Annotated in this window: 13 protein-coding genes and 1 pseudogene; 10 read left to right on the top strand and 4 right to left on the bottom strand. The window is 69.2% G+C overall.

Going from position 1 to position 13,685, the window contains the following annotated elements; translation table 11 throughout:
* Positions 1-306: 306 nt before the first annotated feature.
* Positions 307-660, bottom strand: a complete 354-nt coding sequence (locus tag NT132_RS13250) for a TraR/DksA C4-type zinc finger protein (protein WP_297789818.1) — start codon at positions 658-660, stop codon at positions 307-309.
* Positions 661-764: 104 nt separating this feature from the next.
* Between NT132_RS13250 and purL the strand changes: the two genes are divergently transcribed.
* The 7 genes and pseudogenes from purL (at position 765) to NT132_RS13285 (ending at position 6,966) form a co-directional block, all read left to right on the top strand.
* Entirely contained in the window at positions 765-3,116 is a 2,352-nt protein-coding gene (gene purL / locus NT132_RS13255) for a phosphoribosylformylglycinamidine synthase subunit PurL (RefSeq protein WP_297789820.1), read from the top strand.
* 4 nt (positions 3,117-3,120) lie between these two features.
* A complete protein-coding gene (locus tag NT132_RS13260; protein ID WP_297789822.1) occupies positions 3,121-3,246 on the top strand; it encodes a hypothetical protein in 126 nt (41 codons plus the stop codon).
* A 41-nt stretch (positions 3,247-3,287) separates the two neighbouring features.
* Positions 3,288-4,091, top strand: a complete 804-nt coding sequence (locus tag NT132_RS13265) for a hypothetical protein (protein WP_297789824.1) — start codon at positions 3,288-3,290, stop codon at positions 4,089-4,091.
* A gap of 19 nt (positions 4,092-4,110) precedes the next feature.
* Complete coding sequence (locus tag NT132_RS13270; protein WP_297789826.1) at positions 4,111-4,857, top strand: hypothetical protein; 747 nt, start codon at positions 4,111-4,113, stop codon at positions 4,855-4,857.
* Between the two features lie 113 nt (positions 4,858-4,970).
* The gene (locus NT132_RS13275; protein WP_297789828.1) at positions 4,971-5,369 is read left to right on the top strand and encodes a GntR family transcriptional regulator; all 399 of its coding nucleotides are present in this window, start codon (positions 4,971-4,973) and stop codon (positions 5,367-5,369) included.
* Positions 5,366-6,274: pseudogene (locus NT132_RS13280) on the top strand (ABC transporter ATP-binding protein). The gene NT132_RS13275 and the pseudogene NT132_RS13280 overlap by 4 nt, the downstream one beginning before the upstream one ends.
* Positions 6,271-6,966, top strand: coding sequence for a hypothetical protein (locus tag NT132_RS13285; RefSeq protein ID WP_297789830.1), 696 nt, complete (start codon positions 6,271-6,273; stop codon positions 6,964-6,966). The pseudogene NT132_RS13280 and the gene NT132_RS13285 overlap by 4 nt, the downstream one beginning before the upstream one ends.
* 139 nt (positions 6,967-7,105) lie before the next feature.
* Here NT132_RS13285 and NT132_RS13290 read toward each other — a convergent pair whose 3' ends face one another.
* Entirely contained in the window at positions 7,106-7,402 is a 297-nt protein-coding gene (locus NT132_RS13290; RefSeq protein WP_297789832.1) for a chorismate mutase, read from the bottom strand.
* A 57-nt stretch (positions 7,403-7,459) separates the two neighbouring features.
* Here NT132_RS13290 and NT132_RS13295 point away from each other — a divergent pair, with 57 nt between their 5' ends.
* A complete protein-coding gene (locus NT132_RS13295; RefSeq protein WP_297789834.1) occupies positions 7,460-8,581 on the top strand; it encodes an AI-2E family transporter in 1,122 nt (373 codons plus the stop codon).
* 42 nt (positions 8,582-8,623) lie between these two features.
* On the opposite strand, the gene NT132_RS13300 is transcribed toward NT132_RS13295, so the two are convergent.
* Together NT132_RS13300 and NT132_RS13305 are read right to left on the bottom strand one after the other, a co-directional pair.
* Positions 8,624-9,808, bottom strand: a complete 1,185-nt coding sequence (locus tag NT132_RS13300; RefSeq protein WP_297789836.1) for a beta-propeller fold lactonase family protein — start codon at positions 9,806-9,808, stop codon at positions 8,624-8,626.
* Complete coding sequence (locus tag NT132_RS13305) at positions 9,808-11,094, bottom strand: adenylosuccinate synthase (protein ID WP_297789838.1); 1,287 nt, start codon at positions 11,092-11,094, stop codon at positions 9,808-9,810. Before NT132_RS13305 ends, NT132_RS13300 begins: the two co-directional genes overlap by 1 nt.
* 150 nt (positions 11,095-11,244) lie before the next feature.
* On the opposite strand from NT132_RS13305, the gene NT132_RS13310 reads away from it, so the two are divergent.
* Positions 11,245-11,931 (top strand): DUF1684 domain-containing protein, encoded by a 687-nt coding sequence (locus NT132_RS13310; protein ID WP_297789839.1) that lies wholly within the window; start codon positions 11,245-11,247, stop codon positions 11,929-11,931.
* 149 nt (positions 11,932-12,080) lie between these two features.
* Complete coding sequence (argG, locus tag NT132_RS13315) at positions 12,081-13,523, top strand: argininosuccinate synthase (protein ID WP_297789841.1); 1,443 nt, start codon at positions 12,081-12,083, stop codon at positions 13,521-13,523.
* The last annotated feature ends 162 nt before the right edge of the window (positions 13,524-13,685 follow it).

Genomic DNA, 13,685 nt, shown 5'->3' on the forward strand with positions numbered 1-13,685 from the left:
AACGTGAAGGCAAAAAGGACGAATCGAGTGGATGACCAGCGTTCACGCTCGGCCGGAGGTTTGACAGCAGAAGGCACGACGATCCATTCACCGGAGAAGATGCTCCGAGAATACAAGTAGCAAACACATGCCACTCGAAAAATGATCAGTCCAGATTCCTCCTGCGGCAGGGGCCATCAATCGCCCTGTTCCTCGCCGTGTGCGCTGGCGCCTCCCAAGGTCCGCCAGGCGGCCTGTCTCAGGAAAGTGTCACGACAAGGATGCCGCGCAACCCTCAGAAGTGTCCTTCCGGCGCGACACCTAGTGTCATCGAGTAGCGATACCGACATCGGCGCACGCGATGCAGAGCGTCGCCATGGGCCGGGCCTCCAGCCGCGCCTCACCGATGGGCCGCCCGCAGTTGGCGCAGCGGCCGTACTCGCCCGCAGCGAGCCGCGCGAGGGCGGCAGACACCTCGTCCCGCTCGGTGAGCGCGGCACGGCGGAGCGCTTCCACGCGCTGCCACTCCCCGGAAAGCGTCGAGCCCTCCGGGTCGTGCTCGTCGTCGGCGGTGCCGTCGGCGCGATCGAGCCGCAGACTCTGCTCGTCGGCATCCAGTCGCTGCAAGCGAGCGTCGATGTCGGCGGCGAGCGCCGTCAGCGTCTCCCGGGGATCGGACATGGCCCGACCCTACGCCGCACCCACGACGCTCACCCTGCAGCACAGGTCCGGCACGCAACTAGACTGAACGGGTCCGGCACCCGCGATCTCTGGAGCTCAGCCGCGTGACCATCCCCACCGACAACGCCATCGCCTCGCGCCCCGTCGCCGACACCGTCGAGAACGCGCTGCACACCCCCGACCGGGAGCAGCCCTATGCGGCGCTCGGTCTCAAGCCCGACGAGTACGCCCAGATCCGCGAGATCCTCGGCCGCCGCCCCACGAGCGGCGAGCTGGCGATGTACTCCGTCATGTGGAGCGAGCACTGCTCCTACAAGTCGAGCAAGATCTACCTCCGGAAGTTCGGCGAGAAGGTCTCCGACGAGATGAAGACCCGCCTCATGGTGGGCATGGGCCAGAACGCCGGCGTCGTCGACATCGGCGAGGGCTGGGCCGTCACCTTCAAGGTCGAGTCGCACAACCACCCGAGCTACATCGAGCCGTTCCAGGGCGCGGCGACCGGCGTCGGCGGCATCGTCCGCGACATCATCTCGATGGGCGCGCGCCCGGTCGCCATCATGGACCAGCTGCGTTTCGGCGCGATCGACCACCCCGACACGGCACGGGTCGTCCACGGCGTGACCAGCGGCATCTCGTTCTACGGCAACTGCCTGGGCCTTCCCAACATCGGCGGCGAGACGGTGTTCGACTCCGTCTACCAGGGGAACCCCCTCGTCAACGCCCTCGCGGTGGGGGTCCTCCGCCACGAAGACCTCAAGCTCGCGAACGCCGTCGGCCCCGGCAACAAGGTCGTTCTCTTCGGCGCCCGCACCGGCGGCGACGGCATCGGAGGCGCGTCGATCCTCGCGTCCGACACCTTCGCGGACGGCGGCCCCACGAAGCGTCCCGCCGTGCAGGTCGGCGACCCCTTCGCCGAGAAGGTGCTCATCGAGTGCTGCCTCGAGCTGTACCGCGACGAACTGGTCGAGGCGATCCAGGACCTCGGTGCTGCCGGCATTTCGTGCGCGACCAGCGAGTTGGCCGCGAACGGCGGGTCCGGGATGCGGGTGGACCTGGAGAAGGTGCTGCTGCGCGACCCGTCGCTCACGCCCGAAGAGATCCTCATGTCCGAGTCGCAGGAGCGGATGATGGCGATCGTCGCGCCGGAGAAGCTCGACGCGTTCCTCGCCGTCGTCGGCAAGTGGGACGTCGAGACGAGCGTCCTCGGTGAGGTCACCGGCGACGGACGCCTGCAGATCTTCTGGCACGGCGAGCAGATCGTCGACGTCGACCCTTCGACCGTCGCGGTCGATGGCCCGGTCTACGACCGCCCGGTCGCGTACCCGACCTGGATCGACGCGCTGCAGCAGGACTCCGCAGCGGCCCTCCCCCGTCCGACGGATGCGGACACCCTGCGCGAGCAGTTCCTCGCCCTGCTGTCGAGCCCCGCACTGGCCGACACCTCGTGGATCACGAACCAGTACGACTACTACGTGCTGGGTAACACCGCCCTCAGCTTCCCGGACGACGCCGGCATGATCCGTGTCGATGAGCAGTCCGGCCTCGGGTTCGCGATCGCGACCGATTGCAACGGTCGCTTCTGCCAGCTCGACCCCTACCAGGGCGCGAAGCTCGCCCTCGCCGAGGCCTACCGGAACGTCGCCGTCACGGGCGCCACGCCCACCGCGGTCACCGACTGCCTGAACTTCGGCAGCCCGGAGAACCCCGAGGTCATGTGGCAGTTCTCGCAGGCCGTCGAGGGCCTCTCCGACGGGTGCCTGGAACTCGGCATCCCGGTCACCGGCGGCAACGTCAGTTTCTACAACCAGACCGGAGACGTGCCGATCCACCCCACCCCGGTGGTCGGGGTCATGGGCATCATCGACGACGTCGCCCGCCGCATCCCGAGCGGATGGCAGGATGCCGGCGAGAACATCTACCTGCTGGGCGTCACGGACAACGAGCTGAGCGGATCGGTCTGGTCGCAGGTCGTGCACGACCACCTCGGCGGCCGGCCGCCGGCCGTCGACCTGGGCGCCGAGAAGCGTTTGGGTGAGCTGCTTCGCGCCGCATCCGACCAGGGTCTCGTCTCGAGCGCCCACGACCTGTCCGCCGGTGGCCTCGGCCAGGCCCTCGCCGAGGCGGTCATGCGCTTCGGCGTCGGCGCCCGCGTGTGGCTGCGCGAGATCATGGAGCGCGATGGCGTGGATGCCGCATCCGCGCTGTTCTCGGAGTCGACGGGACGCGTGATCGTCAGCGTGCCGCGCGAAGAGGACGTCAAGTTCCGTGGGCTCTGCGCCGGCCGCGACTACCCGGTGCTGCGGATCGGTGTGACCGACTCCGCCGCCGACGGCGATGAGCCTGCGCTCGAGGTGCAGGACGTCTTCACGCTGCCTGTGCGCGAGTTGCGCGCGGTGTCGGCGGCGACGCTCCCGGCCGCCTTCGGCCCCACGGTCAGCGAAGCGATGGGAGAGTGACCGCGTGAGCGACGACGACGAGTTCCGCACCCGCCGGCAGCTGCGCATGAAGGTGACGGCCTGGGTCGTCATCATCGCGCTCGTGATCGTCGGGGGCGGCGCGACCGTCATCTCCCTGCTCTTCGGCTGAGCGCCGGACGCCACGCTCGCCAGCGCGGTTAGCATGGCAGGGTGGAGCCGCTTCTCGTGTTCCTCACCACCTGGTGGTGGGCGGCGCCGACGGCCGCGGGTCTCGGGGCGATCGGCTATGCCGGGCTGACCACCGGGCGACGCCGATCCCGTCGCCTCGCGGTCGACGCCGCGCGGCATGAGGAGCGAGCAGCGGTGCAGCGGCTGCTGCAGGCACAGGCCGACAGCCGTGCGGCGCAGGCGCAGGTACTCTCGGCGCAGGCCGCCCAGCGCGGTCGGTTCCTCGCGGCAGGGCCAGCGGTGTCCGAGGCTCGGCGCGAACTGCAGCGGGCACGGCAGGCGCAGCGCGCGGCGTCGCTCGCACTGAAGGCGAGCCGGGCGCAGGTGCGGGCGGAGCGGGCCCGCATGCACGCCACGGGGGACCTGCCGCTGGCGCGGCTCCTGCGGGAGCACGATGAGCTCCTCGCCCGTTGGCTCGAGTACGAGACGGATCTCGAGACCTCGCTCGCCTTCCCGCAGATGACGGATCCGCATCACCCCGCGACCGCCGCCTTCCTGCACGCGCAGCGGGATGCGGGGCGCCTCCGGCCCGCATCCGCATCGACCCGGATGACGCCCGAGGACTTCGTCGCCTACCGCGCAGCCGTGCACGCCGCGGTCCTCGCCTTCGACACCGCCGAAGACGCCGCCCTCCGCGCCTCGGCCAGCCGGGGCACGCTGCCCTCCGCTCCGCCGGCGCCGCAGCCGCGACCCGCGATGCCGGACACCGCCCGGCCGCCGGACGCGGCCCACCCGCGGGTGTGGCCCGTCCCGCGCCGGAACCCCCCACCCCCGACCGCGCCCTGACACGCCCTAGCATGAGGGGGTGCAGCCACTGTTCGAGTTCTTCGGGAGCTACTGGTGGCTCGTCTTCCCGGCGGCCGCCGCCCTCGGCGGTGTCGGCCGAGCGTGGGAGCGGACGGCGAAGCGCCGGCACGAGCGCCGCCTCGAGATCCTGCGGATCAAGCGCGGCCTCGAACCCTCACCCGGGGCGACTCCGCCCCCCGCGGTGACCGCGGGCTCCTCCGCGCAGGATCGGCTGTCCCGGGCGCTGGCCGATCACGACGCGATCACCGCACGGTGGCTCGACTATGAACTCGATGTCGCGAAGATGATCGCGTACCCCGCGATGAGCGACGGGCGTCAGCCCCTCACGGCAGCCTTCCTCCGGGCGAAGAAGGTCGCCGACTGGCTGCGCCCCGACCCGCCTGGTGACACGAGCCCCGAGCGGATCGCCGAGTACGTGGATGCGGTGACGGATTTCGACGTCGCCTTCGACCTGGCCGAGCGTGATGCGCGACGCGTCAAGGACTCGTCGTTCACCCCGGCCGAGCGCAAGCGTCTCGACACCGCGCAGCAGTTGCTCACGGTAGCCGTAGACGAGGCAGCGACACCGGCCGAGCGCCAGCTGGCGTACAGGCGCGTGCGGGAGGAACTGGACGGCCTCCTCTCGCTCTCCGATGGCGCCATCGATGTGCTGGAACAGAAGGTCGCCCTGCAGCTGCCGGCGCACCCCGACGCGCACCGGCCGCCGCGCCCCGAACCCCCCGCATCCGGCCCGCTGGGGGACTGATCCCCGCGGCCCCGCGGCAGGGCTCGCCACGGAACCCCGGGTCTTGACACGGGTGCTCTTCGCGTTGCATGGTTATTTAGTCAAGTAACGAACCAGAGAACCAAGGGGATTGAGTGATCGACGAAGGCAAGGCGCTCTTCCTCCAGATCGCGGAGAGTGTGGAGGACTCGATCATCGACGGCAGCCTCGAGGCCGAAGCCCAGGCGCCGTCGACGAACGAGCTCGCCGCGTTCTACCGCATCAACCCCGCCACCGCCGCCAAAGGAGTGAACATGCTCGTCGAGAAGGGTGTGCTGTACAAGCAGCGCGGGATCGGCATGTTCGTCGCCCCCGGCGCCCGCGACCTCCTGCTCGCCGAACGACGCACCGCCTTCACGGAGCGATTCGTGACTCCGCTGCTCGCCGAGGCCCGCAAGCTCGGACTGGGTCCCGACGACCTGGTCCGGCTCATCACCGATCGCGCCGCTGTGGCCGATCCCGCATCCGCTTCCTCCGAAGGGAACCCGTTATGACCTCCGTCATCGAGGTGACCGGCCTCACCAAGCGCTACGGCGACACCGTCGCGGTCGACGACGTGAGCTTCACGATCGAATCGAACACGATCTACGGTCTGCTCGGCCGCAACGGCGCCGGCAAGACCACGATCATGTCCATCCTCACCGCGCAGAACTTCGCCACCTCGGGCGAGGTGCACGTGTTCGGCGAGAACCCGTACGAGAACGCCCGCGTGCTCTCGCGGCTGTGCTTCGTCCGCGAGAGCTAGCGTTATCCGGACGACTGGCAGGCCGTGCACGCGTTCCGCTCCGCCCGCCTCTTCTTCCCGAACTGGGATCAGAATCTGGCCGAACGCCTCATCGAGGAGTTCCAGGTGCCGCTGAAGACGCGCATCAAGAAGCTCTCGCGCGGTCAGCTATCGGCGGTCGGCGTGGTCATCGGTCTGGCCGCCCGGGCCGAACTCACGTTCTTCGACGAACCGTACCTCGGGCTCGATGCCGTCGCCCGCCAGATCTTCTACGACCGGTTGCTGGAGGACTACTCCGAGCATCCCCGGACGATCGTGCTGTCGAGCCACCTCATCGACGAGGTGTCGAACCTCATCGAGCGCGTGCTCGTGGTCGACCGCGGCCGGCTCATCATGGACGAGGAGACGGATGCGGCGCGGGACCGTGCCGCGAACATCGTCGGAGACAGTGCTGCGGTCGAGGCGTTCGTCGCCGGCCGCTCGGTCATCCACCGCGAGAGCCTCGGGCATGTGTCGTCCGTGACGGTCATGGGTCGTCTCTCCGCTGCCGACCGCGAGGAGCTGACCGCGCGCGGCCTCGACATCGCGCCGGTGTCGCTGCAGCAGCTGATCGTCCGTCTCACCCAGCATACGGCGGAGACCTCCCCTGCTGCCCAGGAAGGAGCACTCCGATGAATCGCACGCTGAAGGTCGTCCGGATGCAGCTGGTGAACCGTCAGACGTACATCTGGGTGCCGTTGCTCGTGCTCGGCTCCGCGTTCGTCATCACCCTCGCGATCTACGCGATCCTGGAGAACGCGGGGATCCACGAGCCGAAGTACGGCGGCGGGGCGCAGGCGCCACTGTGGGTGCTCATCGGCCTCGGCGCGCAGGCACTGACCTTCACCTTCCCGTTCTCGCAGGCGATGAGCGTGACCCGGCGCGAGTTCTACCTCGGCACCCTGCTCTCTGCCGCGCTGACCTCCGCGATGCTGGCGATCATCTTCGTCGTCGGAGGATTCGTCGAGCAGGTCACCGGCGGCTGGGGGATGAACGGGTACTTCTTCGCCCTCGACTGGCTCTGGGCGGGCGGGCCCGTCATCGCCGGGTTGTTCTTCTTCGTCCTCGCGATGCTGTTCTTCATCATCGGCTTCTGCGCGGCGACCATCTTCAAGCGGTTCGGGACGCTCTGGCTGACCGTCAGCATCCTGGCCGTGGCGGCGCTGCTGGTTGCCGCACTGTGGGTGGTCGGGCAGGCGAACGCCTGGGTGCAGGCCTTCACCTGGTTCGCCGAAATCGGCGCAGGAGGCCTCACCGCACTGCTCGCCGCGGCGACCGTGGTGCTCGCCCTCGTCTCGTTCCCGGTACTGCGCCGCGCGACCCCCTGAGCACCACCGCGCCCTGAATACCCCGCCGAGCCACCCCTTTCCGCGCGAGCCACCCCGTTGGGTGCCGCACCGAAAGGGGCGGCTCGATGCGAAAGGGGTGGGTCGGCGAGAGCGCCGGGACAGCGCACAGCGACGCCGCTCAGCGGCCGGCGGCGGCGGTGTGGTGCTGGATGACCTCGGCGACGACGAAGTTGAACCACTTCTCCGCGAACTCGGGATCGAGGTCCGCCTGCCCGGCGAGGGTCCGCAGCCGCGCGATCTGCTGCTCCTCGCGCGTCGGGTCGGATGCCGGCATCTGATGCTCGGCCTTCAGCTCACCCACCTGCTTGGTGCAGCGGAAGCGCTCGGCGAGCATGTAGATGAGCGCGGCGTCGATGTTGTCGATGCTGGCGCGCAGGCGCAGCAGCGTCTGGGTCGGGTCCGTGGGCTCGGTCATGGCGGCCTCCTCGCCATCGAGACTATCGCGGCCCACCCGTCGCCCTAGAGTGTGACCATGAGCGACCCTTCCGCCGCGACCACCTCGAGCCCTCCCGCCGATCAGAGTCCGGCCCCGGTCCGCTGGACTGCACTGCGTTCCCCGTTCGCGGTCGGATTCTTCGTCACCCTCGGGGCGCTCGTCGCCGTCGTCCTCGGCCTCGCCGTGTCGAACCTGTCGACGGTGATCATCTACGTCGTCTTCGCCCTGTTCGCCGCGCTCGGGCTCGACCCCGTGGTCCGCATGCTGGAGCGGCGGAAGCTCTCCCGCACCTGGGCCATCGTCATCGTGTACTTCGTGTTCGCCCTGGTGCTGGTCGGCGTCCTGATGCTCATCATCCCGACGGTCGTGCGCCAGATCGCGCAGTTCTTCAAGGATGTGCCGAGCCTCATCCGGGACTTCCAGTCCTCCGACGTCTACGCCTGGCTGAGCAACACGTTCGGCGACTCCATCAGCGACATCCTCACGCAGGTGCAGCAGTTCCTCGTCAATCCGAGCAACATCGCCGCGATCGGCGGTGGGGTGCTGCAGATCGGCGTCTCGATCGTCACCGGCATCTCCGGGCTCGTCATCATCCTGGTGCTGAGCCTGTACTTCCTCGCCACGCTCCCCTCGATCAAGCAGACCTTCAACCGCCTCACTCCGGCATACAGTCGTGCCCGGGTCGCCGACCTCACCGAGCAGATCACCGACTCGATCGGCGGCTATCTCATGGGAATGGTCATCCTGGCGTTCTGCAACGCGGTGCTGGCGTTCGTGCTCTACCTCGCGCTGGGACTACCCTTCCCGCTCCTCATGGCGGTGGTCGCGTTCTGCATCACGCTGATCCCGCTGGTCGGGTCGGTGCTGTTCTGGGTGATCGGATCCACGCTCGCGCTGTTCTCCAGCCCGGTCTCCGCGCTCATCTTCGCCGTCATCTACCTCATCTACATGCAGGTCGAGGCATACGTCCTGACGCCCCGGGTGATGAACCGGGCCGTGTCGATCCCCGGGTCGCTCGTCGTCATCGGTGCACTCGTCGGCGGCACCCTGCTGGGCCTGCTCGGAGCGCTCGTCGCCATCCCGGTCACGGCATCGCTCCTGCTGATCATCAAGCAGGTCATCATCCCGCGTCAGGACGCCAAGACCGTCCCGCGCTGACCCACAGACCACTGCCGGTGGGCGGCCGCCGCGCCGCGCGCCTCAGCGGACCGGCAGCAGGCAGGTCGGTGACGGCACCGCCGTACGGTGACGGATGCGGCCGGGCACCCCGGTCCGCTCGTCCAGCGTGATCGAGGCCACCTCGTCGGAGCGCTGACCGGCGACGAGCAGGGTGTCGCGGACGACGACGTGGTGGCGGGGCCAATCGACGCCGCTGTCCGCGAGCGCGACCGGAACGAGCCGTTCCCCGGCACCGGTGACCCGGACCGAGGCGATCGTGTTACTGCCCCGCACGCCGGCATAGAGGAAGTACCCGTCGCGCGAGGATGCGAGTTCGGCGGCCGTGTCACCGGGCTCGAACGCCGGCGACAGCGGGGTCGCCGAGATCATGTGCCAGCCGCCGCTCTCGGTGGGCGCGAGGACATAGACCTCGCCAGACAGCTCGGTGACGACGTACAGGTGTCCGCTCGGGTGCACCACCATGTGGCGGGGGCCGGTGCCGCGGGGCAGAACGACGCGGCCGACGGGGCGCAGCCCGGTCGGTGCCGGCGCCCAGAAGCGCACCTGATCGAGGCCCATGTCGGTCGTCGCGATCCGGCCGTCCGAAAGGAACGCGGCCTGATGCGCGCGAGACACGCGACCGGTATCGCCGTCCGATGCGGAAACGTCGGCGGTGAGAGTGTCTGCGGGCTCCGGCAGGTGGGGCACCAGGTGCGCGTACTCCTCGCCGGCGGCCTCGCGCAGCGCGCGAGCGGCCGCGACGAGGTCGATGTCGACGTCCGCCTCCGCGAGCATGCCGGATCCGGCATACGGGTCGGTGGCGGGCTGGGCGAAGACAGGATCGGAGGGGATCCCGGCCGCATCCAGTCGCATCCGAACAACCGCACCGTCGCCCCAGCAGCTGGCGATGAGGCTCGATCCGTCCGGCGCGACCGCGAGGTGGCAGACGAGGTCACCCACCTTCACGGGTGCACCCAGGCGGGCGAACGACGTTTCCCCGGTACGACGGAACGCCTGCACCGCGCCCTTGCCCTCGAGCGCCGCATAGACGACGTCGAGAGAGGGATGCGGGGTCAGCCAGGACGGCGACGGGATCGCCGCGACCGCCCCGCCGTAGCCGAGCGGGCCACCCGCGAGCACGTCGTCCGGCGAACCGGCGAGCAGCTCACCGATGCCGTCGGCCTCGCCCTCCATGTCGGCGGTGTAGCCGCCCACCCAGAAGCGCATCAGTCCACGAGGTCGTGGCGCACGATCACCGCGTCGCGGGCCGGGCCCACGCCGATCACGGAAATGCGGGTGTTGCTCATCGCTTCCAGCGCCAGCACGTAGTCCTGTGCGGTCTGCGGCAGGTCCTCGAACGTCCGGGCCGTGGAGATGTCTTCGCTCCAGCCGGGGAAGTACTCGTAGATCGGCTTGGCGTGGTGGAAGTCGGTCTGGTTGACGGGGACCTCGTCGAACCGTTCGCCGTCGACGTCGTACGCCACGCAGACCGGGATCTGCTCGAGGCCGGTGAGGATGTCGAGCTTGGTGAGCACGAGGTCGGTGATCCCGTTGATGCGCGTGGCGTACCGGGTGACGGGGGCGTCGTACCAGCCGACGCGCCGCGGACGGCCGGTCGTGGTGCCGAACTCGAACCCGCGCGAACGCAGCCAGTCGCCCTGTTCGTCGAACAGCTCGGTGGTGAACGGACCCGAGCCCACGCGCGTCGTGTAAGCCTTCACGATTCCGACGATGCGGTCGAGACGGTTCGGGCCGACGCCCGAGCCCGTCGCCGCCCCGCCCGCCGTCGCCGAGGAGGACGTGACGAAGGGGTACGTGCCGTGATCGACGTCGAGCATGGTGGCCTGGCCGCCCTCGAAGACGACGACCTCACCCGCATCCAGCGCGTCGTTCAGCATCAGCCCGGTGTCGGCGACCATGGGGCGCAGCCGGTCGACGTACGACAGCAGGTCGGAGACGACCTCCTCGACGGCGATGGCGCGACGGTTGTAGACCTTGAGCAGCAGGTGGTTCTTCTGGTCGAGGGCGCCCTCGACCTTCTGGCGCAGGATGTTCTCGTCGAAGAGGTCCTGGATGCGGATGCCGACGCGGTTGATCTTGTCGGCGTACGCCGGACCGATGCCACGGCCCGTGGTGCCGATCTGACGCTTGCCGAGGAAGCGCTCGGTGACCTTGTCGAGGGTGCGGTGGTACTGCGTGATGACGTGCGCGTTGGCGCTGATGCGCAGGCGCGACGTGTCGAGACCGCGGGCGTTGAGCGCCTCGATCTCGCCGAACAGCACCTCGAGATCGATGACGACGCCGTTGCCGATGACGGCGTTCACGCCGGGCGACAGGATGCCGGAGGGCAGCAGGTGGAGGGCGTACTTCTCGTTGCCGACCACGACCGTATGGCCGGCGTTGTTGCCGCCGTTGAACTTGACGACCCAATCCGTCCGGTCACCGAGGAGATCGGTGGCCTTTCCCTTGCCTTCGTCGCCCCATTGGACGCCGATGATGACGATGCCTGGCATGTGGGAAGCTCCCCCTCGGTGATGGCCGGTACACCCCATCCTATCGAGGTGCTCCCGAACCCCCGGCGGGAGCCGCCCGATGCACCAGACTGGGCAGCGTTCGCCCCCACCCTGCCCGGCCTGACGGCCGCTCCCCCGGATGGTCCCCTCATGTCCACCCCCGCCGACCACCACCGCTGGCGCGCCGAGCGTTTCACCTCCGTCGCCGAGCCGACCGGGCACCTCGCCCTGATCGAGACCCGCTGGACGGGCACGCGGCCCGACCTCGCGGCCGCGCAGGCTGAGGCGGGCCCTCAGGTCACGGTGACCGTGGTCGAGCGCCGGTCCCCGGAAACCGGCGAGACGGAGTACGGGTTACGCGTCTGGGATGCGGACTCGGACGCGATCCGCGCGTACGACCGCATCGACACCTACCCGTTCGACCCGGACTGGGTGCTGCGGGGCCGACTGGTGCCGACGGCGCCGGAGCGCACCTCGACGTTCCCGCACCGTGGGGGCAGCCGCGCCCATCCCTGCGCCGGCGAGCTCCTCGTCACCATCGGCGGCACCGAGCACGCGCTCGCGGTGATCGACGACGGCGACGCCCTGCTGCTCGTGTTCGCGGATGAGACGACCGGCGCCGAGACGTACGCATCCGGGCGCTTCCTCCGCATCCCGCCTCCGGATGCCGACTGGACCGTCGTGGTGGACTTCAACCGCGCTTTCGTGCCTCCCTGCGGGTTCTCCGCGCAGTACGACTGCCCGCTCCCGCCTGCCTCCCACCGGTTGCCGCTGCCGATCCGTGCCGGGGAGAAGAACGTGGTGTTCGTCGACGGGTTCACGGTCGCCGAGGGCTGACTCTGCGGCCATGTCCCCTTTTCTGCAGAACATGTCCCACTTTCTGTCGCTCTGACGAGCGCATACCGACAGAAAGTGGGACATGGATGCGGGCGCCGCGCTCCCGCCGGAATCACGGGCACCCCGTGACGCTCGATAGAATCGACTCCATGTCCAAGGTCCTCGAATCCCTTCCCGTCGGCGAGCGCGTCGGTATCGCCTTCTCGGGAGGACTCGACACCTCCGTGGCGGTCGCCTGGATGCGCGACAAGGGCGCCGTCCCCTGCACCTACACCGGCGACCTCGGTCAGCCCGACGAGGACGACATCGATGCCATCCCGGGCCGCGCGCTCGAGTACGGCGCCGAGGTCTCACGCCTGGTGGACTGCAAGACCGCTCTGGTCGAGGAGGGTTTCGTCGCTCTCGCCTGCGGCGCCTTCCACATCCGCTCCGGCGGCCGCACCTACTTCAACACCACGCCCCTCGGCCGGGCCGTGACCGGCACGCTGCTCGTGCGGGCCATGAAGGAGGACGGCGTCGATATCTGGGGCGACGGTTCCACCTACAAGGGCAACGACATCGAGCGGTTCTACCGGTACGGACTGCTGGCCAACCCGGCCCTGCGCATCTACAAGCCGTGGCTGGACGCCGACTTCGTCACCGAGCTCGGCGGTCGCAAGGAGATGAGCGAGTGGCTCGTCGAGCACGGCTTCCCCTATCGTGACTCGGCCGAGAAGGCCTACTCCACCGACGCCAACATCTGGGGCGCCACGCACGAGGCGAAGACGCTCGAGCACCTGGACGTCTCGCTCGAGACCGTGGAGCCCATCATGGGCGTGCGGTTCTGGGACCCGGCCGTCGAGATCGCCACCGAGGACGTCACCGTCACGTTCGACCGTGGCCGCCCGGTCGCGCTCAACGGCGTCGAGTTCGCCGATCCCGTGGACCTCGTCTTCGAGGCCAACCGCATCGGCGGACGCCACGGCCTCGGCATGAGCGACCAGATCGAGAACCGCATCATCGAGGCGAAGTCCCGCGGCGTCTACGAGGCCCCCGGCATGGCGCTGCTGTTCATCGCCTACGAGCGCCTCATCAACGCGATCCTCAACGAGGACACCCTCGCGACCTACCACGAGCAGGGCCGCCGTCTCGGCCGCCTCATGTACGAGGGCCGCTGGCTGGACCCCCAGTCGCTCATGCTGCGCGAGTCGATCCAGAAGTGGGTGGGGTCGACCATCACCGGTAGCGTCACGCTGCGCCTTCGCCGCGGCGAGGACTACACCATCCTCGACACCACCGCTCCGGTCATGTCGTACGGCCCGGACAAGCTCTCGATGGAGCGCGTCGGCGATGCGGCGTTCGGTCCCACCGACCGCATCGGTCAGCTCACGATGCGCAACCTCGACATCGCCGACTCCCGCACCCGCCTGGAGCAGTACGCCGGCATGGGTCTCATCGGCGGCCCCACCGGTGCCCTCGTCGGTGCGCTGGAGCGCGGCGAGGCAGACGACATCATCGAGCCCGCCGAACCGCTGTCCGCTCGCGGCGCGGAACTTGCCGAGGCCACGGATGCGGCCAACGAGGCGTCCGCGTTCGACTCCGGCACCGACTGAGGTCGGGCGCCCCCGCGCCCGCGCGGACACAACGGCGGAGATCGTGTCTGAATCCCCGCATCCGTGCGGCGATGTTCGGCGTGTCCGGGACCATGTCCGCCGTTGTGTCGGCGACGTGGGAGTCTAAGATGCACACGCCTGTGCATCTTTGCGCGTAGACTC

It is taken from the genome of Microbacterium sp., assembly GCF_026393345.1.
GTDB lineage: Bacteria > Actinomycetota > Actinomycetes > Actinomycetales > Microbacteriaceae > Microbacterium.